The organism is Lentzea sp. JNUCC 0626, from assembly GCF_043632865.1.
GTDB lineage: Bacteria > Actinomycetota > Actinomycetes > Mycobacteriales > Pseudonocardiaceae > Lentzea.
On record NZ_CP171635.1, the window covers coordinates 2,987,817 to 3,007,012 of the forward strand.

Genomic DNA, 19,196 nt, shown 5'->3' on the forward strand with positions numbered 1-19,196 from the left:
CCTACCGTGCGAGACCGCTCCATCACTTGAAGTGAGCGCTAACATACGGCCGTTCGGCGGCTGTGTCGAGAGCCAACGTGACCAAGGCGGCGTACGGAGTGAACGTTCTCCAACAGACGCACAGGCAAGAGGGGCGCGCCCTCGGCGCCTCCCGACATCTTCGTGATCCGTGCGCGCAGACGCTCCTGTCCGCGAACGCGCCGAGCACCGAACGAAATTGTCAGACACCGCCTGGTCCTGGTGCCGTTCCATGCCCGGTGTGACGGCCACGAGCGCCGTCACACCAGGCACGGAATCAGCTCGCCCTGAGCGGGACCGCCCAGCGCTGCTGAGGCGTGCCGACGCAGTCCCAGAGCTGCATCTTGGCACCGTTCTCCACGCTCGCCGACTGCACGTCCATGCACCGCGACGCCTCGACGTGCACGAACGTGGCGTTCGGACGGACGGCCCACTGCTGGCTGTTGCCGTTGTGGCAGTTGGCGATGACGGTCGGCGTGCCGTTGGTCAGCGCGCTGACGTCCAGGCAGGCACCCATCGAACGTGCGGTGCCGTCGCCGGTCGCCGTCCACACCTCGCCGGGCGGGCTGAAGCACTGCCACAGCCACACCACGCCGTTGGCGGGGTTCTCGCCCTTCACGTCGGCGCATTTGCCGCCGTTGCCGACGATGGCACCGGTCCACAACGACTGCGCGCTCATCCGCCACACCTGGTTCGGCGCGCCCGTGCAGTCCTGAATGGACTGACCGGACCCGTTGACGAGGCCGGCGGCGGTCAGGCACCGGCCCGACACCGGATTCACGACCGTGCCGTCAGCACGCGCCTGCCACTGCTGGTTCGCGCCACCGTTGCAGTCGAAGATGTTGACGGCTGTACCGGCGGCAGTACCGCTGTTGAACACGTCGAGGCACTTGCCGCTGCTGGTGATCCTGCCGTCACCGGTGACCGCCCACTGCTGCGCGGAGTTGCCGTAGCAGTCCCACGATTGCGCCTTGTTGCTGCGCGAGTCGTTGTTGGCGATGTCGAGGCAACGGCCGGAAGCGCCGTTGACGAACGCGCCGATCTGGCCGTGCTGGTCGGGCAGCGCCCACACCTGGTCCGAACGCGAGGTGCAGTCCTGCAGTTGCAGGGCAGCGCCCCGGTCGGACGTGGTGGGTGTGAGGCACCGGCCGGAGCGGACGTTGATGATCGCGCCGTCCGGGCGGACGACCCACTGCTGGTGGTACTCGGGGTTGCACGTCACCAGCACGACCGGGGTGCCGGCGGCGGTGCCCTGGTTCTGCGCGCCGAGGCACTTGCCGACGTTGGTGATCTGCAGGTCGACGTTCGTGGTCCAGCGCTGGTTCGGGAAGCTGTTGCAGTCCCACACCTGCACCTGGCCCGCGGCCGGGTCGTTGCCCACGACGTCGAGGCAGCGGCTGTTGATGCCCTTGATCTCGCCGTTGCGGACCGCCGTGTTGTTCTTCACGCGGAGGTTGCGCAGGTACGACGTGCGGTAGGCGCCGTCGTTCTGCACGCCGATGAAGCTGTTCGCGAACGCCCGTCCCGCGGCGGTCACGGTGTGGCGGTTGATCTCCTGGCCGTCGAGCTTCACGATCACCGTGTTCCAGGCGACGGTCACCTCGACCGCGTGCCACTGGCCCGCCGCGGGAGCCGGCCGGGTGATCGGTTTGCCCGGCAGGATCGAGCCCATGGTGTCGTCGGTGGAGAGATCGACCTCGACGCCGTTGTCGCGTGGAACCGCCGGGTTGCTGCCGGGATCGGGGAACATGACGAACAGGCCGCTGTTGACGCCCGTCGAGTTGCCCTTCCAGTCGAACTTCACGGTGTAGTCGTTGCCGAACGAGTGCGCGGCGTACCAGCTGATGTCGGTGCCCTCGGTGGTGGTGAGCTCACAGCCGTTCGCCGCGACGGACGTGCTGCCCGCGACCCTCCACGCGGACAGGTTGGTTTCGGCGCGACCGTCGAACATGCTGGTGTAGCCCGCTTCCCCGGTCGGCAGCGCGCAGGCGCCGTCGTCGGTGAACCGGCTGCCGCCGAGGAAGTAGCCCTGGGCGTCCAGCGCCACCTGGGCGTTGCCGCGTTCGTTGCGCACGGCGACCTTGCCGCTCTCCCCCAACGGCGCCAGCACCGTCGTGGACAGCCGTTGCCGTTGCCTGGTCGCGATGTTCGTGACCGGCGACCAGCCGATCTCCGCCGGGGAGACGGAGAGTTCGGTGCCGAGCACGTTCTCCGCGACCGAGGGCATCAGGACGGCACCGGTGGCGTTCGCCGGCACCCCCGCGAGACCGGTGACCTGGAGCCGGGTCGTCTCGCCCTGGCCCAGCGCGGCGTTGTCGGCGATCCTGGACGGCTCGTCGAGTGGCACGTACTTCGCCCCGTCACCGGGTGCGAACCAGCCGGCGACGTCGAGCAGCACGTGCGAACGGCCGGAGGCGTTGCGGATCCGGATGTTGCCGTCCTCGGCGATGGCCACGATGGACGCGTTGGAGCGGCGCTCGTTGCGGTTGACGCTCAGTGCCGTACCGCCGTTCTCCGTGCCGAAGACGCCCATCGCGGTGCCCTGCGTCGACTCCACCGAGGTGAGGCTGACCGCGACCGCCGTGGCGTTGTCCGGAACACCGTTGGCACCACGCGCCTTCACCGTGATGACCTCGCCGGCGCCGAGCGGCGTCGAACGCGGGCTTCCGTTCAGTCCTCGCGTGTCGAGCACGCGGACCGGGCTGTGCTGCGGGAAGTAGCTCGACGCGCTGTTGCCGCTGAAGTAGCCGAGCAGGTCGACGTTGTCGAACACCGGACCGGCACCGGCGCGCAGCCGGATCGCGCGGTCCTGGCCGACCTTGGCGATCACCATCGCGTTGACCCAGCCGTCACCGGGCTGCACCCGCACGGTCGTGGCCTTGCTGGTCGACTGCGCCGGGTTCTCCGGGAACACGTCGAGCCCGCTCGGCACGTCGGCGGCACCGGACGCCGGGTTGGTGCGCACGGAGACGTTCAGCGCCACGGCCGTGGTGTCACCGGGGATGTCCGGGATCGGCAGCGTGAACACCTCGCCCGCCGTGAACGCCTTGCCGTGGATGGTCGCGATCTTGGGGAACGGCGTGTACCCGTTGCCCTTCACCACCGGCACGGTGTCCGGGGTGCCCAGCGCGAGCACACCGGTCCCCCACTGGTTGTCGGACTTGCGCGGGTTGGTGCGCGTCTGCAGCGCGCTCTGGATCTGCGCCGGATCGAGCTGCGGGTTGGCGGACCTGAGCAACGCCGCCGCGCCCGCCACGTGCGCCGCCGCCGTGGACGTGCCGGTGAGCTGCTGCGGGCCGTAGGTGGACGTGCTGACCTTCGCGAACCCGGTGATGTCCGGCTTGGTCCTGCCGTCGATCGTCGGGCCTTGGCCGCTGTAGCCCTCCAGCGTGCCGCTGCCCGGCACGGTCGCGCCGACCGCCATCACGTACGGCGACGTGGCCGGTTCGGTGACGCTGCCCGCGGGAGTGTTGTACTGCAACGGATCGCTCGGCCCCGACACGAACAGGTCCATGCGCGTCGTGAACTTCGCGTTGTGGTTGCGCACGTACAGGTAGTAGAACTGCGCGGCGCCGGTGTCGTTGGTGAACGTCACCTCCTCGGTCGGCCGCGCACCTCCCGCGACGTCGCGCTGGTTCGTCGTCGATGCCGCCTTGATCGCGGTGTCGGCGGGGTCGCTCGGCACCTTCGGCTGCTTCATGACGTAGAGGTCGAGGTCCTCGTTCGTCTTCGGCCAGGCGTCCCACTTCAGCGCCACGGTAGCGGTCGCGCCCGCCGCGAGGTTGAAGCCGTTGTTCTGCGCGGTGCCGTCGAACTCGACGTACCCGTTGCCGTTGGCGTCGACCGCCTTGCCCGCGAAGTGAGTCCTGGCGAGGTTGCCCGCCGCCACCGACCACGTGATCCCGGCCTCGCGGGACTTGCGGACCACGTCGGCGGGGCTGCCCGGCTCACCGGAGCCGTCGCCGCGGCCGGAGCTGAGGAACCCGATCGCGGCCGTGATGACCTGGACTCCCTGTTGCCGCAACCACTCCGCGGCCGCCTGGAAGTCCAGCGGGCCGTCGACGCAGGCGAGGAACAGCTGCGCGTCCGGGGCCATGTCGTGCACGACCTCGGCGATCGCCGTGCCGTGGTCGTCAGACCTCGTCACGTCGTGGCAGCCGGAGTTGTCGACGGCGATCCCCGTCGGCAGCTCGCCTTCCTGCTGCGCCTCGTCCAAGCGGGCGAAGCCGACGTCGATCACGCCGACCTTGACGCCCTGGCCCTTCTTGCCGTCGGCGATCCACCCTGCGGCGCCGGAGGCCTGCACACCCTCGGAGGTGATAGCCATCGGGACCGCGCGTTCCGGCCGTTTCATCTCCACGATGGACTGTTCTTCGCCCAGCGCGGCCACCTGGTCGGCCGGGACGGCGACCTGGGCACGGGTGCCCTGGGCGCTGGTGACCTTGCCACCGTGCTTCGCCACGGCGTCGCGGACCGACTTCTGGTCGCGGCCGTCGACGTAGAGCAGGACCTTGCCGTCCCGGTCCTTCGGGGTCGCCTCGCCGGGTCTCGGTTCGGTGATGGCGTGCGGGACGTCGGTCGTGGCCACCGCCGGAACGGTCACCACCACGGACAGTCCCAGCGCGACCCCAGTGGCCAGTGCGGCCACGCGCTGTCGGGTTCTCACTGTTTCTCCATTCATCGGTTTCACATCCCGTTCGCGCCGGCGGGGTTCTGACATCGTGGCCGCGGCGCGTACCTGTCCCACTTCTCCCTGGTGTAGAGATCGGTGTTGGGGATGATCTGCACGCACAGGAACCCCTTGTCCCCCACCGCGTAGAGGCTGATCGACGAGGGGATCGCCGTGGTGGGGTTGTCGTACTTGGCGACGACCCGGTAGTAGACGCGCTGGCCCTGGTAACCCACGGCGCGCGCGATGTCGTTCTCCACGTCCCGCATCACCGGCGTGTTCGACTTCTCGTACTGCGGAACGATGTTCTTCACCTCGCGGCTGCCGTGGAACTGGTGGCCGATCAGGTGCCCGCGGTGCATGCCGGGCAGGCGGCCGACGGGGTCCTGCGGTCGCGTCCGCTTCTGGTCGTTGGTCTCGGTGAGGCACACCTCGCCGCCGGTGGCGCGTTCCGCCGGGTTGCCCTGGTAGGTGAACGCCTCCATCGGGTCGTTGTAGGCCTCGTCGGTGTCCACAGTGGAGTCCCCGTCGAGGCAGCCCTCCTCGTCGGGCTTGCGCTTGGGTCCGCCGCCGAAGACGAACGGAAGCACCAGGCCGGCCGCGTCGATCATCGCCTGCACGCCGGTGCTGACGGTGGTGACCGCGGTCGTGCCAGCCGACGACACGGCGGTCGCGGCGTCGACGAGTGCGTTGGCGATGTCCGTGATGACGGTGAGCGGACTGGTCGGGTCGTACGAGCCGGGCGGCGGGTTCACGGTGTGGCCGGGTGGTGGCTTGCGCACCGGCTTGTGCAGGTCCACCCACCAGCGCGGTGGGGGCGGCGGAGCGGGCTTGTAGATCGGCTTCGGCCTGCCGCCGGGACCGGTCGGCTTGCCGCCCTTGGTGCCGGGCGGGGGCGGTGGCGGCGTGTAGCGGCGGGCGTTGCAGCCACCGATGTTGTACTTGCAGTTGCCCATCCGCAGGTCGCCGGCGTCGCCCTGTTTGTTGCACCGGTAGTACCAGCACTCGGCGTTCTGCACCGGGCTCGCGCCGCAGATCATCTCGTCGAGGATGATGCCGATGACGGTGCCGGTCTTGATCGCGCGCTTCACCCAGCGCTTCGCCTCCCTGGTCGGCGCGTCACCGCCGCCCAGGTCGCAGGCGTCCTGGATCCAGTCGTGGCCGGACGGGTCGGTGCCTGAGAGCGGGCTCGCGTTGCCGTAGGCGAACCGGTTCGCGGCGGCCGAGGGCGACGGGTCGAGCGTCCAGTCGTCCCGGCTCGCGAACGCCCCGGTGCCCGGCAGGTACCAGCGAGCGGCCATGTTCACCGCGCCGGTGTCACCGTCGGTCCAGCCGCCCTGGTAGCCGACCGAGGAGGTGTCCCCGGACGAGGCCGTCACGGTGCCGAACGGGTCGAAGGTGCGTTGCCCGTCCACGGTGTTGCTCAGGTACCGGCCGACCACGTCACCGTGCCCGTCGGCGAAGAGCATCCTGGCCGTGCCGCTGCCCTTGTCCGCGAAGACCGTCCCGTCCGGCAGACGGCTGACCGTGCGGGATCCGTCGGTCACGGTCTCGTTGGTCTGCGCCAGGTACTGGAAGTTCGTGCCGTTGCGCGACGACACCCGGTCCAGCGAGTCGTAGGTGTACTTGGCCGCGCCCATCGACGTGAGGCGGTCGAACGCGTCGAACGCCGAGGCGTTGGCGTTGCCGTCCTTGGTGACCGAGGACAGCGTGCCGCGCGCGGTGTAGGCGTACGTGACGCCGTCGCCGGTCTTCAGCCGGTTCCGTTCGTCGTAGGAGAACGCCTTGTCCCCTGCCGAGGTCCGGTTGCCGGAGTCGTCCCAGCCGTACGCGGTCGTCTTGGCCGCCGGGTCGGTCCAGGACGTGAGCCGTCCGGCGCCGTCGTAGCCGTACCCGTTGGCGCCCTTGGTGGTCAGCTGGTTGTCGCGGTCGTAGCCGTACGTGGTGCCGAGCAACACCCGTGGCGGCACGCCGGCGTCGATCGTCTGCTCAACCTTGTCGGAGGTGAGGCGGCCCAGCTCGTCGTACCCGAGCCGCCGCACGGTCTTCCCGCCCAGGGCGCGGTCCGCGATCGACGCCGAGCGCCCGACCTGGTCGTAGCCGTAGTCGACGGTGCGGCCGGTGAGCCCGTCCGCAGTCGAGGTCAGGCGGCCCGCCTTGTCGTAGCCGAACGTCGCCGTGCCACTGGCGTCCGTGCGGGTCGCGACGGTGCCGTCTCCGTTGTAGGTGAACGTGGTCGAGCCACCGGGACCGCGTGCGGTGAGCAGGTTGCCGCGGTCGTCGTAGCGGTAGAGGTCGTCTCCCGCGACGGCCAGCCGGCCGGCGGCGTCGTAGCCGAACGTGCGGTCCGCGGTCGGGGCCTCGGCGCCGGATCCCTTCTCCCGCTTGACCCTGCCCTGCGCGTCGAACTCGCGGTCGACGGCGACGTTGCCCGGTTTGACGAGCCTGGTCGCCTGTCCGGCCGCGTCGTAGGACGTGGTCCAGGCGCCCCCGCCGGGTTCGACGACCGACTCCGGCAGGCCCCACGACGTGAAGGTGTACGCGGTGGCGTTGCCGCGCCCGTCGACGTACCGGCTGCGGTTGCCGAGCTTGTCGTAGCCGGTGGTGGTGACGATCTGCTTGGTGTCGCTGACCTTCTCGGTCTGCTGCACCCGGCGGTCGAGGGTGTCGTACCCGAACGTCACCGTCCGGCCCTCGCCGCTGACCGTGGCGACGATGTTGTCGTTGGCGTCGTAGTCGGTCCGGGCGGCCCGCTTCTCCTGCCCGCCAACGGACTGCGCCACGCGCACGGCCCGGCCGAGCAGGTCGTAGGAGGTGGTGGAGGTGAGCCCGAGAGCGTCGGTCACCGTGCTCTGGCGGCCCGCGACGTCGTAGCCGTAGGTGGTGGTGCGGTTGGTGGCGTCGGACGCGGAGATCACCTGGCCCGCGGCGTTGTAGGCCGCCGTCGAGGTGAAGTTCTGCGGGGTGGTGACGGCGACCGGGTTGCTCGCGTCGTCGTAGTCGGTCCTGGTCGTGTAGAAGAGCGTGCCGCCCGGCGTGCGGTCGGCCTGGGTGACGGTCAGCCTGCGGCCCAGCTCGTCGTAGGTGAACGTGGTCCGCGCGCCGCTCGCGTCGGTCCGCGCGGTCAGCTCGCCGTTCTTGTCGTAGCCCGACGTGATCACCGTCGGCTGGTCGCCCGCCTGCGGCAGCATCTCGGTGAGCACGCGGCCGTACGGGTCGAACGTGCGGATGGTGACGCGGTTCAGCGCGTCGGTCGACTTCACCGGGTTGCCCGCCCGGTCGTACTCCGTGCGCGACCCCGCTCCCTTGATCGGGTCACCGCCCGGCGGGGTGTAGTCGGGCAGCTTCGCCCCGGCCGCGCGTCCCATCGGGTCGCGGTCGGTCGTGGTGACGTTGCCCGCGCCGTCCTTGGTGTGGGTGGTGTCGCCGAAGGTGTTGTAGCCGACCAGCTCGGTGCGGGCGAACCCGGCCGTGCGGGTGCCGGCGACCCACGCGTCGGCGGCCGGGCTCGTCGTGCGCACCAGGCGTCCGGCGAGGTCGTGGTCGTAGAACGTGGTGATGCCGCGCCGGTCCGTCGTGCTGCGCGGCAGTCCGCGTTCGTCGCGGTCGACGCTGGTGGAGAACGCGGTGGAGGCGTCGAGGAACGCGTCCTCGCGCACCAGCCTGCCCTCCGGGTCGTACCCGTACGTCGTGGTCTCGACCCGGTTCGGGTCGGCCGCTCCGCGCAGCTCGCTGCGCACGACGTTGCCGTCGAGGTCGTACAGGTCACTGGTCACGCGGTTCAGGCCGGCCGGGTCGAACGCCGTCGTGACGACGTTGCCCGCCGCGTCGTAGGCGAACGTCGTGCGCCGCCCGCCCGCGGTCGTCTGGTCGACGAGCTGCCCCGCCGGGTCGTAGACGCGCTGGTCGAGCTTGACGTCGCGGCCCCGCACCTTGCGGGTCGTGGACTCGACCAGGTTGTCGTCGTAGTAGTTGTAGGAGGTCAGGCGGCCCATCGCGTCCGTGACCGAGGCCAGGCGACCGGCTGGGTCGTAGGCGCGCGCCTCCAGGGTCATGGTGGTCGCGGCGGGGTCCTCCGGGTTGACGCCGGAGCCGGATGCGACGCGGGACAGCAGCCTGCCCAGCTCGTCGTAGCGGTCGGTCCAGGACGTGCCGCGCACGTCCTTCACGACCTCGGTGAGGGTGTCCGGGTAAGAGCGTTCCTCGACGCCGCCGTCGGGGAACTCGGTGCGGCTCACCCGGTCCGCACCGTCGTAGGAGTACTTCGTGGTGCGCGTCGGGTCGCCGCCGGTGGAGTCGGAGACCGCGGTCTCCAGCAGGTTCCCGTTGCCGTCGTAGCGGTGGGTGGTCACCCTGGTGTGCGTGACACCGGTGACCTCGTTGCGGATCGCGGGTTCGGTGACCTTCAGGACCTCGGACCGGGGCGTGTACTCGTAGGTCGTCGTGCCCAGAGCGCCGTTGCCGCTGTTGAGCGACGACACGGTGGTCTGCCGTCCGAGCGCGTCGTAGCCGTACCTCGTGCGCAGCCCGGTCGGGCCGGTGAGCTCGTCCAGGTCACCGTTCGCGCGGTAGGCGCGCTTGGTCAGCTGGCCCCGCGCGGCGGTCTCGGTCAGCAGCAGCCCGGCGGGCACCTTGCCACCGCCGGCGGCGTCCTCCACACCCGTGGAGTACGCGGTGCTCTCGGTCGGCGCGGTGCTCTGGCCGGCGGGGACCGGGTAGACGACGCGCGTCGGCCGTCCGGCGGAGTCGTAGGTGTAGGTGGTGCGGTAGCGGGTGTCGGCTGGGCCGGACGAGCGGGCGTCCGAGGCGGACTCCAGCTTGTCGCGGCGCGGGTCGAGCACCACGTCGGACTTGACGTAGGTGAAGTACGCGGTGTTGCAGGAGTTGGTGGTGCGGCAGGTCTTGCGGCTGAGCATGTTGCCGCGTTCGTCGGTGGTCTGCTCGGTCCGGTGCCCGTTCTCGTCCACCACGGCGGCGGGGAACCCGGCGACGTTGTACTCGTAGCGCACCACGTCGTCGCCGTGCGCCCGCGACGTCAGTCTGCCGCCGTTGTCGATGTCGAAGGTGTAGACCCAGTCGCCGTACCCGGACGGCCCGCGGACCTTCGCGGTGCGCACCGAGTCCTGCACGACCGGCGTCTCGACCGTCCACACGCGACCGAGGTGGTCAGTGAGCGTGCGCACCCGGTCGAAGATGTCGTCGTAGCTGACGGCGGCGAACCCGCGTTCGTCCTGGGGCAGCTTGATCTCGGCGAGCTGTTCGGTGGCCTGTCCCGCCTGGAAGTGCGTGGCAGCGGCCAGCGAGCCGAGGGTGTTCTGGTAGATCGCCACCTCGTCGATGGCGCCGGCGAAGTAGAAGTCACCGCCGTTGGTGGCGGGCCAGTCCTTGGCGTTGCCCGCGCCGAGGGTCAGGCGGCCCTGCTGCCGGTGGTCGACGAACCCGAGCAGTTCGCTGCCCGTCGGCACGCCGTCGAGGTACATCCGCTGCCGGTCGATCGCCGCGGACAGCACGACGTGGTGCCACTTGCCGTCGTCGACCTGTCGCTCGCTCACGATCTGGCGCGGTCCCCCGCTGTCGCGCAACGAGAAACCGCCGTACAGCAAGCCGTCCGTGCCCACGTACAGGATCGGCGTCGACTTGCCCGCGGCCGTGGGGAACGACTGGTCGGCGTAGCTCAGCAGCGTGCCCTGGCTGTCGGTCTTGAACCACAGCTCGGCGGCCAGTGACATGGTCGAGGTGGTGAGCTGCTCCGGCAACGTCACGTAGCTGCTGTTGCCGTCGAACGTGCCCGCCTTGTCCGAGGTGCCCGCGAGCCCGCCCGCGCCGCCGAGCAGAACGCCGTGCTGCTGCCCCGCGTCCGCGCCGGAACGCCGGGCGACCGCGTTGGCGAACGTCGTGCCGCTGGTCTCGCCGAGCCGCCAGTAGCCGCGCGGACCGTTGTCCAGCACCGTGCTGCGGTAGTGCGACCCCTGCTGGTAGCCGTAGGTCGTGCAGTTCGGCGCGGCACCGGGAGCACAGGCCTTGGTCAGCTTGTCGCCGTCGTAGGTGTAGGTCCACGTCTGGTCGCCGCCCGCGGTCACGGACGTGACGTGGTCGCCCTGCCAGACCATCCGCAGCGACCGCTTGCTGACGTCGTTGGTGATGGTCGTGACTCGGTCGGAGGTGTCGTAGGCGAGTGTCTCGGTGAGCCCGGCCGGGTCGGTGATCGTCACCAGCCGGCCGAGGTTGTCGAACGTCCAGCGGCTGCCGGAGACGTCACGCATCGTGTAGGTGGCGGTGTCCGTGCGGTAGACCAGGTCGACGTTCTGCCCGAGCGGTGACACGTAGCCGCCGTCCGGGTTGCGGCCGAAGCGGACCTGTCGCCCGGTCGGGAACGTCAGCACCTCGTTTCCGGAGTGGTCGTCGTCGTGCTTCAGCCGCATGTCGAGGCGGGACGCCCAGCCGAGCCCGAACGCCGTGTCGCGGCGCGGGTCGAGGCTGTTGTAGGTGCGGGTGATCGTGAGGTCGGGGCCGACGGTCGCGACCGCGGCGTCGGAGGAGACCGTGGAGTAGTTGCCGATCTGCGGGTCGATGCCGGGCGCCTCGGTGCCGTCGGGGCTGCCCGCGAGGTGCGAGGTGATCTCCGGCTGGTGCACGCGGGTCGTGAACGACAGGCGCACGCCGTCCTTGACGCTCACCCAGAACGGCGTCTCGTCGACGGTGTCGAAGACCTTGACGCCCCAGAAGTAGGTGCGGCCCCAGAAGAGACCCTGCGGCGCGAACGACTGGGCGGTCCAGCCCGACTCCTGGCAGTCCTTGGTGAGGTCGGGGTCGGAGCAGACGCGGAACTTGTAGGTGAGGCCCTTCTTCGGCCAGTCGTCCGGGTCCTTGCCCTCGGCGTACAGCGTCGGTGTGAGCGACTCCACGACGGCGCCCGCGCCGGGTTGTTGCAGGTTCGAGGTGGGCGGGACGTTGTTGACCTTGAGCGCGAACTCGCCGTACGGCACCTGGTAGGCGACGAAGAAGTCGTTGCCCTGCGGGTTGAACATGGTCAGGAACACCTGGTAGTCGCCAGGGGTGAGCGGGTCGATCGGTACCTCGAACGTCTGCGTCCGCATCGGCGCGACGGTGGCCTTCCAGCCTCGCGCGGTCCGCACCTTCGTGCTGCCCTGCAGGATGATGTAGCCGAAGTCGAAGCCGTTGGACGGCGTCCAGGTGGTGGAGCCGAGGTTGGTGACCTTCGCGGTGATCTTGCCGGCGGTCGCGGCCGTCGGCAGCGTCACGGCGGTGACCTCGAACGCGACGCCCTCCGGCGAGTACCGCACGTCGAGGTAGGGCGGGTTGGCGGAGTTCGCGGAGCCGAACCGCATGCCGTTGGGGTCGGCCTCGTTGCTCGACCGGACCGAGAGACCGTGCTGCAACGCGGTTCCGTGCGACCAGCGGGACATCAGCTCGTACGGCAGCGGGATCGCCTCGCGTGCGGAGGTGGCGCACCCGGGCCCGCCGTGGGCGAAGGCCTTGCTCGCGATCGCCTGCCCGACCTCGGCGCCGGGCCAGGCCATCCCGCCGTTCCACGGGCTCGTGACCTCGTACACCGAGACCGACCGGGCGGCGCAGGTGGTGGACTCGACGTTGTAGAGGTTGAGCGAGGCGCCAAGGATGTACTGGTTGCGCAACGATCCGAGCGCACCGCCGAAGTGCAGGTACGACCGCGCGAGTCCGCCCGCCATGAACCCGGTGCGCAGGTCGGCGGTGTCGTCCCTGGTCGTCTGGCCCTTCTGCACGAACTTGTCGTCCAGGTCGGCGTTCGGCTGAGCCGCCGACGGGTCCACGACGACCGGGTAGACCCTGGCGGGGTCGCGCAGCCAGGCCTGGTCCAGCTCGACCTTCAGCCGCCAGCCCTTGTCCGTGTTGGACAGTCCATAGCGGACTCCCGTCGACCGTGCGCCCGCGGCGTCGTCCATGAACCCGGAGGGCACGATGCCGACGACCCGGTCGCCGTCGCGCAACTCGATCGCGCCGGAGTCGGTCAGCCGCGGTTCGAGGTTGGTGAGTCGCAACGAGAAGGTGTACGTGGGAGCGACGTCAGGACGGGCGAGGACCAGTTCCTCCTTCAGGCCCAGGCGCTGAGCGGTGAGCCGGAGGTCGACGCCCTTGTGCACCTGCGGGTAGGTGATCGACGCCGCGCTGGCCTGGCCGCGCGCGTCCGCGGCACCGTCGAGCATGAACTCCATGCGGTGCCTGTCGTCGAAGGCGATCGACGAGGTGCCTGTGCTCGTGTGAGCGAAGGCGAGGCCGACCGCGCTGACCTGAGGCTCCCAGTGGCCGTTGCGATCGGTCAGCGTGACGTCGATGGGCGCCCACGAGCCGTCCGGCAGCTTGGCGTTGTTCGGCGCGGTGTGCAGCCGCAGCGTGCGGGTGCCGTCCGGGTTCTCGAACGTCTCGGTGGTGGCGGTGCGGTCACCGGTGCGTTCGCGGGCGGCCGCGTCGATGGCCAAGATGTCCGTTCTGGCAGCCAGATCCGGTTTTGCCTGGTGCGGTGCGGCGACGTCGGGATGTGCGTCGCCCGCGGGTGGTGACGTCTTGTCCGCCACCGCTCCCGGCGGCCGCGGTTGTTCCCGCACGGGGCCGGCCAGGGTGGTTCCTGCCTTGCCCACGCGGTGAGTCACGCCGTCGGCCGTGCCGCTGACCTGTTCGGGAGCACTGTCCGACGCCCCGAGCGGCACCGCGCCGCCGGACAAAAAGGACGGTGGAACCGAAGCGGTCGAAGCGGATGCCACCAAAGCAAGAACGACGACGGCGATCAACGAACGGCGCGCTAAAGCGACGCGTCTGCGCATGGTCCATCCCCCAGTACCGGCGGGCGCCTCCCTCAGGAACCCAAGCCGTGGCGAACAATGCTCGGCGGACCTTGCACGAACCTGTCACGCGTCTGATAGAACCAACGGCATGGGGGACGGGGACCCCGTGAGCGCTCGGTTCAGGCTGCTCGGGGAAGTGGGAGTCGTGGTGGCCGGGAAACCGGTCCCGATCAGGCATGCCCGGGTGCGGTGCGTGCTCGCGGCCCTGCTGGTCGACGTGAACAGGACCGTGTCCGCCGACACACTCGTCGAACGGCTGTGGGGCGAGCGTCTGCCGCGCAACCCCAGGGACGCCGTCTACAGCTACCTGTCGCGGCTGCGGCTCGTGCTGGCGGACTCGGAGACCGCCGAGATCGCGCGCCGGTCGGGTGGATACGTGTTGCGGGCCGCCCCGGACACCGTCGACCTCCACCGGTTCCGCGAACTGGTCGCGCACCGCGTGCCCGGCGACCGCGCCCGCGCCGACGTGCTCACCGAGGCGCTCGATCTGTGGACCGGCGAGGCACTGGCCGGGGTGGACTCGCCGTGGGCAGCGGCTCTGCGGGAGGCACTCGCGAGCGAGAAGCTGGCCGCGCAGCTCGAGGACAACGACCTCCGGCTGCGGCTCGGCGAGCACGCCGAACTGGTGGCACCGCTGACGGCGCTGGCCGCCGCCAGGCCGTTGGACGAACTCCTCGCCCACCAGCTGATCGAGGCTCTGGCCCGCAGCGGGCGGCAGGCGCAGGCGTTGGCGCACTACGAGTCGTTGCGGCGGCATCTGGCCGACGAGCTCGGCGTCGACCCGAGCCGGCAGCTGCGCGACCTGCACCAGCGGTTGCTGTCCCCCGCGGTGGAGGTCCGGCGCGACGTGCCGCGCCAGCTTCCCCTGGCACCCCGGCACTTCCAGGGCCGGGCACGCGAGCTGACCGTGCTGTCCGGAGGCCACACCGTGCTCATCTCGGCGATCCGCGGCTCCGGCGGCGTCGGCAAGACGTGGCTCGCGCTGCACTGGGCACACCGGCACGCGGCGGCGTTCCCGGACGGCCAGCTCTACGTGAACCTGCACGGGTTCGACTCGGCGGTGAAGCCGACGGACCCGGCGGTGGTGCTGCGAGGTTTCCTCACGTCGCTCGGCACCGCCCCTGACCGGCTGCCCGACGACGTGGACACGCTCGCGAGCATGTACCGCAGCGCGGTCGCGGGCCGCACGATGCTGGTGCTGCTGGACAACGCGGAGGGCACCGAGCAGGTCACCCCGTTGCTGCCGGGCAGTGACACGTGCCGCACGCTGGTCACGAGCCGCCATCCGTTGACGGGCCTGGTCGCCACGCACGGAGCGGTGCCCGTGGCGTTGGACGTGCTGCCTGACGACGAGGCTTTCGAACTGCTGACCGCACGGCTGGGCGCGCGCGAACCCGAGTCGATGGCGGAAATCCTGCGGCACTGCGGAGGCCTGCCGCTGGCGCTGGGCATCGTGGCCGCCCGCGCCGCGGTCAGGACGGACCTCAGCCTGGCCGTGATCGCCGCCGAACTGAACGACTCGCGACTCGACGCGCTCGACGCCGGCGACGTCAGCCTGCGCGCAACGCTCTCCTGGTCGCACAGGGCGCTCAGCACGTCCGCCGCCGCACTGTTCGCGTTGCTGGGCCTGGCTCCCGCGCTGGACCTCGGCACCGCCGCCATCGACGCTCTCGCGGGCACCGGTTCCGCCGAAGCCCTGGCCGAGCTGGAGACCGCGCACCTGATCGTCCGCACCGGCACGGACCGCTACCGGATGCACGATCTGGTCCGCCTCTACGCAAGCGAACAACAGGTACCCGACGGCGAGGCCGCGCTGCAACGCCTCGTCGACTTCTACCTGCACACCGCGCACGTGGCCGACCGCTTGCTGGAACCGGACAGGCCGCAGTACCCGGTCCCCGACTCTCCCGTCGCCCCGCTCCCCTTGGGGGACAAAGACTCCGCACTCGCGTGGTTCGAGGCGCAGCACACGATGCTGCAGGCGATCCAGATCGTCGCGGCCGACCACCGCTGGCACAGTCGCACCTGGTCGTTCGCCTTCACTCTCATGTCGTACCACTGGCAACAGGGCTTCCGCGCCGAGGCGATCGCCGTGGGCAGCACCGCCATCGCCGCCGCGGAAGCCGCCGGCGCGCACGAGAACCAGGCCCGCCTGTTGCACGCCCAGGGTCAGCTGTGCGCGAGGGCCGGCCTGAACGAACAGGCCGTGGCGCACGTCGAGGAGTCGGCGCGGCTCAGCGCGCGCCTCGGCGACGTCGTCTCCGAGGGCCATGCTCACCTGGTCCTCGCCAGGGCGTGGGGCCAGCAGGACGACCTCGACCAGGCGAAACACCACGGTGCCAAGGCGCTCGATCTCTACCGCCGTGCCGAAGACTCCGGCCTCCAAGCCAGAGCGCTCAACAGCCTGGGCTGGATCTGCGCCCTGCGCGGCGAACACGCCGAGGCGTTGCGTTACTGCGAGGCCGCCGTGGTCCTGCACCGCGCCAGCGACCACCCGTCCGGCGTGGCGGAGACCCTCGACAGCATCGGCTACATCCACGAGCAGAGCGGCGCGCTGGCCGAGGCCGCCACCGCCTACCGCGAGTCGATCGACCTGTTCTCGCGGCACGGCCACGACTTCGAGGCGGCCGTGACGCTGGAACGGCTGGGCGGCGTGCTGCCCGACCCGGTCGCGGCCAGGCAGGCGTGGGAACGGGCCCTGAAGATCTTCCGCACCCGCGGCCTCGCGGAGGCCTACGCACTCGAGAAGCGGATCGCGGCACTCTGAAGGCCGAACCTACCGGTCCTTCTCGTCCGGGTAGGTGAACCGCGTCAGCAGGTCGATCAACGTGCGGTACTCATCGGGGCCGAGGTGCTCGACGAGGTCGTCGAAGATGGGCGCCCCGTTGACGTGCGCGGCGTCGAAGACCTCGACGCCACGTGCGGTGATCTCGACGTTGCGGACCCGGCGGTCGGTCGCGATGGGCTTGCGCTCCACGAGGCCCGCTCGTTCGAGGTCGTCCACAACGCGCACGACCATCGCCTTGTCCATGGCGATCGCCGTGCCGAGGTCGCGCTGGTTCAGCGTGCCGCTGTGGTGCAGTTCGATCAGCACGGCGAAATGCCGCAGTTCAAGCCCGAGCGGCCGCAGCGCACCTGCCAGATGTGACGCCGCGCGGTCGTGAGCGCGCCGCAGCAGCAATCCGACCGCGAACGGCGAGGCGTCACCTGGGCGGTCGGTCGCCTTGGCCGGCCCGACCGCGGACCTCTTTTCTGCCACAGCACCCCACTCCTACACGCTCACGACCATCTCATCAGAGACGGACTCACACGAGACCATCTTAGGGGCATCCACAAGTAGGTTTGACTGAGATAGATTCACTCGATACTTTCTCATCATGAACCAAACACGGACACCCGTCGCTCCCCAGCACGCGGGCTTCAGCGAAGCGCTCCGTTCGGCGTGGAAGAGTTCCGGCGGAGTCGCCGGAATCCTGGTGACCGCGTCGCCGGCAATCGCCTTCGTGGCCGTCAGCACGATCAGCGGTCTGACCGCCGCGATCGTCGCGGCCGCGGTGACAGCCGCGCTGGCGTTCGGCTACCGGATCGCCCGAGGAGAACGGCTCGGCGGCGCGATCGCCGGACTCGTGATCGCCGCGGTCTGCGCCCTGGTGGCAGCGGTGACCGGTGAGGCGCGCGCGTTCTTCCTGCTGCCCACCCTCCTGCCCGCGGTGATCCTGCTCCTCTGCCTGGCCAGCGTGATCGCTCGACGCCCGGTCACGGGACTGGTGTTCAACCGGATCGCGGGAGGCCCCGCCGACTGGCGGCACGACCGCGGCCTCATGCGGATCTACGACGTCACCACGCTGATCGCCGTCGGCATCAACGTCGTCAACTTCACCCTGCAGGCCCTGTTCTACGCCGCCGACGAGACCGTCGTGCTCGCGGTGGCACACGCCGCCACCGCACCGGTCTTCGCCGCACTCGCCGCCGGCACGCTGTTCGCGGCCCGCCGCCGGATCACCAACCCGAAGCAGGAGAAGACGTGCGAGTCCTGATCATCGGCGGCGGCCTCGGCGGCCTGACCCTCGCCCACGGCCTGCGTTCCGCCGGCATCGATGTCGCCGTGCACGAACGCAGCGCACGCACTGGACCGCAACCGGCCAGCTACGGCATCCACGTCAACGACCACGGCAACCGCGCTCTGCACGCCTGCCTGCCCGAACGGAACTGGCGCCGCTACACCGAAACGAGCGTCCCGGCCCCCAACGTCATCCGCTTCCGCGACACGGACCTGGAACCCCTCACCACCCTGCACCTCTCCACACCGGCCGAGGACGCCGACCCGATCACGCACCGCCGGGCCGTCCGGCGCCAGCAACTGCACCAGGCGTTGCTCCTCGGCCTCGACGACGTCGTGCGCTGGGACTCGACCTATCGTTCCCACCGCACCGGACCGGACGGCCGAATCCGAGTCGAGTTCGACGACGGCACCACGGACGAGGGCGACGTGCTCGTCGGCGCCGACGGCAGCAACTCCCGCGTCCGGCACACTTACCTCCCGTACCTGCGCCGCCGCGAACTCAGGGTGCTCACCGTCGCAGGACGCCTCCCCCTCACCGACCCGGCCGCCCGCGCCCTGCCCGCCGGGTTGACCGACGGCTCGGTCAACAACATCGTTCCCGGCGGCACGGGCTGGCTGTTCGCCTCGACCTGGCCCGCAGCCCACGACACCGACCCACGTCAACCGGGAACCGACGCGGACTTCCTGGTCTGGGCGTACGCCGCGGCCCGTGACACCTACCCCTCAGACGTCGCTTCTCTCTCCGCCCCGCAACTGCGACACCTTGTGCTGCAACGAACCCAGCACTGGGACCCGCGACTCGCGGCCGCGATCGCCAACAGCGACCCGGCCACCATCGCCCCGGTTTCGCTGCGCACCATGGATCCCCTGCCCGAATGGGAACCGACAACCGTCACCTTGCTCGGCGACGCGATCCACAACATGACCCCCATGGCGGGCATCGGCGCCAACACCGCACTGCGGGACGCGGATGTGCTGACGCGCGCCATCGCGTCCGACGGCAACAACAGCATCCTCGACCGCATCGGCCGGTACGAGGCGGAGATGCGCACCTACGCGAACGAAGCGCTCGCCCTCTCCACCCGCAACACCCGCAACGCCGCATCGAACAAACGACTGCCGCGCATCGCGTTCCGCACACTGCTCAAAGCGAGCAACGCGATCCCGGCCGTCAAACACCGGGTCTTCCCCGCAACGGCGCACGACCGGCGGCGGGCGCCGCATCTCGACCAGCGCTGAAGGAAGGACGACCTCGCCTAGAAGACGTCGTGCAGGGTCTCCAGAAGGCGGGCGATGTTCTCTTCGTCGCGGCGGTAGTAGGTCCACTTGCCGCGCCGGGTGGCGATCGTCAGCCCAGCCTCCCGCAGCATCGTGAGGTACTGCGAGGTGGTCGGCTGGCTCAGCCCGGCCCGCCGTTGGATGTCGGTCACGCAGACGCCGATCTCGACGTCCTCCCGCTTCTGGCCGGGGAAGCCCATCGGCTCCTTGAGCCACACCAGGATCTGACGGCGGGCCGGATTGGACAGGGCCCGGAACACAGCCAGCAACTCCGCCTCCGAGAACACCCGATCATCGTAACGCAACCTCACATTGACGATTTGCAATG

General features: G+C 70.2%; 7 protein-coding genes. 3 read left to right on the forward strand and 4 right to left on the reverse strand.

Features of this window, described 5'->3' with window-relative positions:
- Positions 1-295 precede the first annotated feature (295 nt).
- Together JNUCC0626_RS13315 and JNUCC0626_RS13320 are read right to left on the reverse strand one after the other, a co-directional pair.
- Positions 296-4,684 (reverse strand): ricin-type beta-trefoil lectin domain protein, encoded by a 4,389-nt coding sequence (locus JNUCC0626_RS13315; RefSeq protein ID WP_394620036.1) that lies wholly within the window; start codon positions 4,682-4,684, stop codon positions 296-298.
- Between the two features lie 20 nt (positions 4,685-4,704).
- A complete protein-coding gene (locus tag JNUCC0626_RS13320) occupies positions 4,705-13,446 on the reverse strand; it encodes a LamG-like jellyroll fold domain-containing protein (protein WP_394620037.1) in 8,742 nt (2,913 codons plus the stop codon).
- A 187-nt stretch (positions 13,447-13,633) separates the two neighbouring features.
- Between JNUCC0626_RS13320 and JNUCC0626_RS13325 the strand changes: the two genes are divergently transcribed.
- Positions 13,634-16,294 (forward strand): AfsR/SARP family transcriptional regulator, encoded by a 2,661-nt coding sequence (locus JNUCC0626_RS13325; RefSeq protein ID WP_394620038.1) that lies wholly within the window; start codon positions 13,634-13,636, stop codon positions 16,292-16,294.
- Positions 16,295-16,303: 9 nt separating this feature from the next.
- Here JNUCC0626_RS13325 and JNUCC0626_RS13330 read toward each other — a convergent pair whose 3' ends face one another.
- Positions 16,304-16,786, reverse strand: coding sequence for a MarR family winged helix-turn-helix transcriptional regulator (locus JNUCC0626_RS13330; protein ID WP_394620039.1), 483 nt, complete (start codon positions 16,784-16,786; stop codon positions 16,304-16,306).
- Positions 16,787-16,904: 118 nt separating this feature from the next.
- Between JNUCC0626_RS13330 and JNUCC0626_RS13335 the strand changes: the two genes are divergently transcribed.
- Both JNUCC0626_RS13335 and JNUCC0626_RS13340 read left to right on the forward strand, forming a co-directional pair.
- A complete protein-coding gene (locus JNUCC0626_RS13335; protein ID WP_394620040.1) occupies positions 16,905-17,564 on the forward strand; it encodes a DUF3159 domain-containing protein in 660 nt (219 codons plus the stop codon).
- Complete coding sequence (locus JNUCC0626_RS13340; RefSeq protein ID WP_394620041.1) at positions 17,552-18,829, forward strand: FAD-dependent oxidoreductase; 1,278 nt, start codon at positions 17,552-17,554, stop codon at positions 18,827-18,829. The genes JNUCC0626_RS13335 and JNUCC0626_RS13340 overlap by 13 nt, the downstream gene beginning before the upstream one ends.
- Before the next feature lie 17 nt (positions 18,830-18,846).
- Here JNUCC0626_RS13340 and JNUCC0626_RS13345 read toward each other — a convergent pair whose 3' ends face one another.
- A complete protein-coding gene (locus tag JNUCC0626_RS13345; RefSeq protein ID WP_394620042.1) occupies positions 18,847-19,155 on the reverse strand; it encodes an ArsR/SmtB family transcription factor in 309 nt (102 codons plus the stop codon).
- Positions 19,156-19,196 lie beyond the last annotated feature (41 nt).

Coding starts and splice junctions, on each gene's coding strand:
- JNUCC0626_RS13335 (WP_394620040.1), top strand. CDS start 16,905: ATGAACCAAACACGGACACCCGTCGCTCCCCAGCACGCGGGCTTCAGC.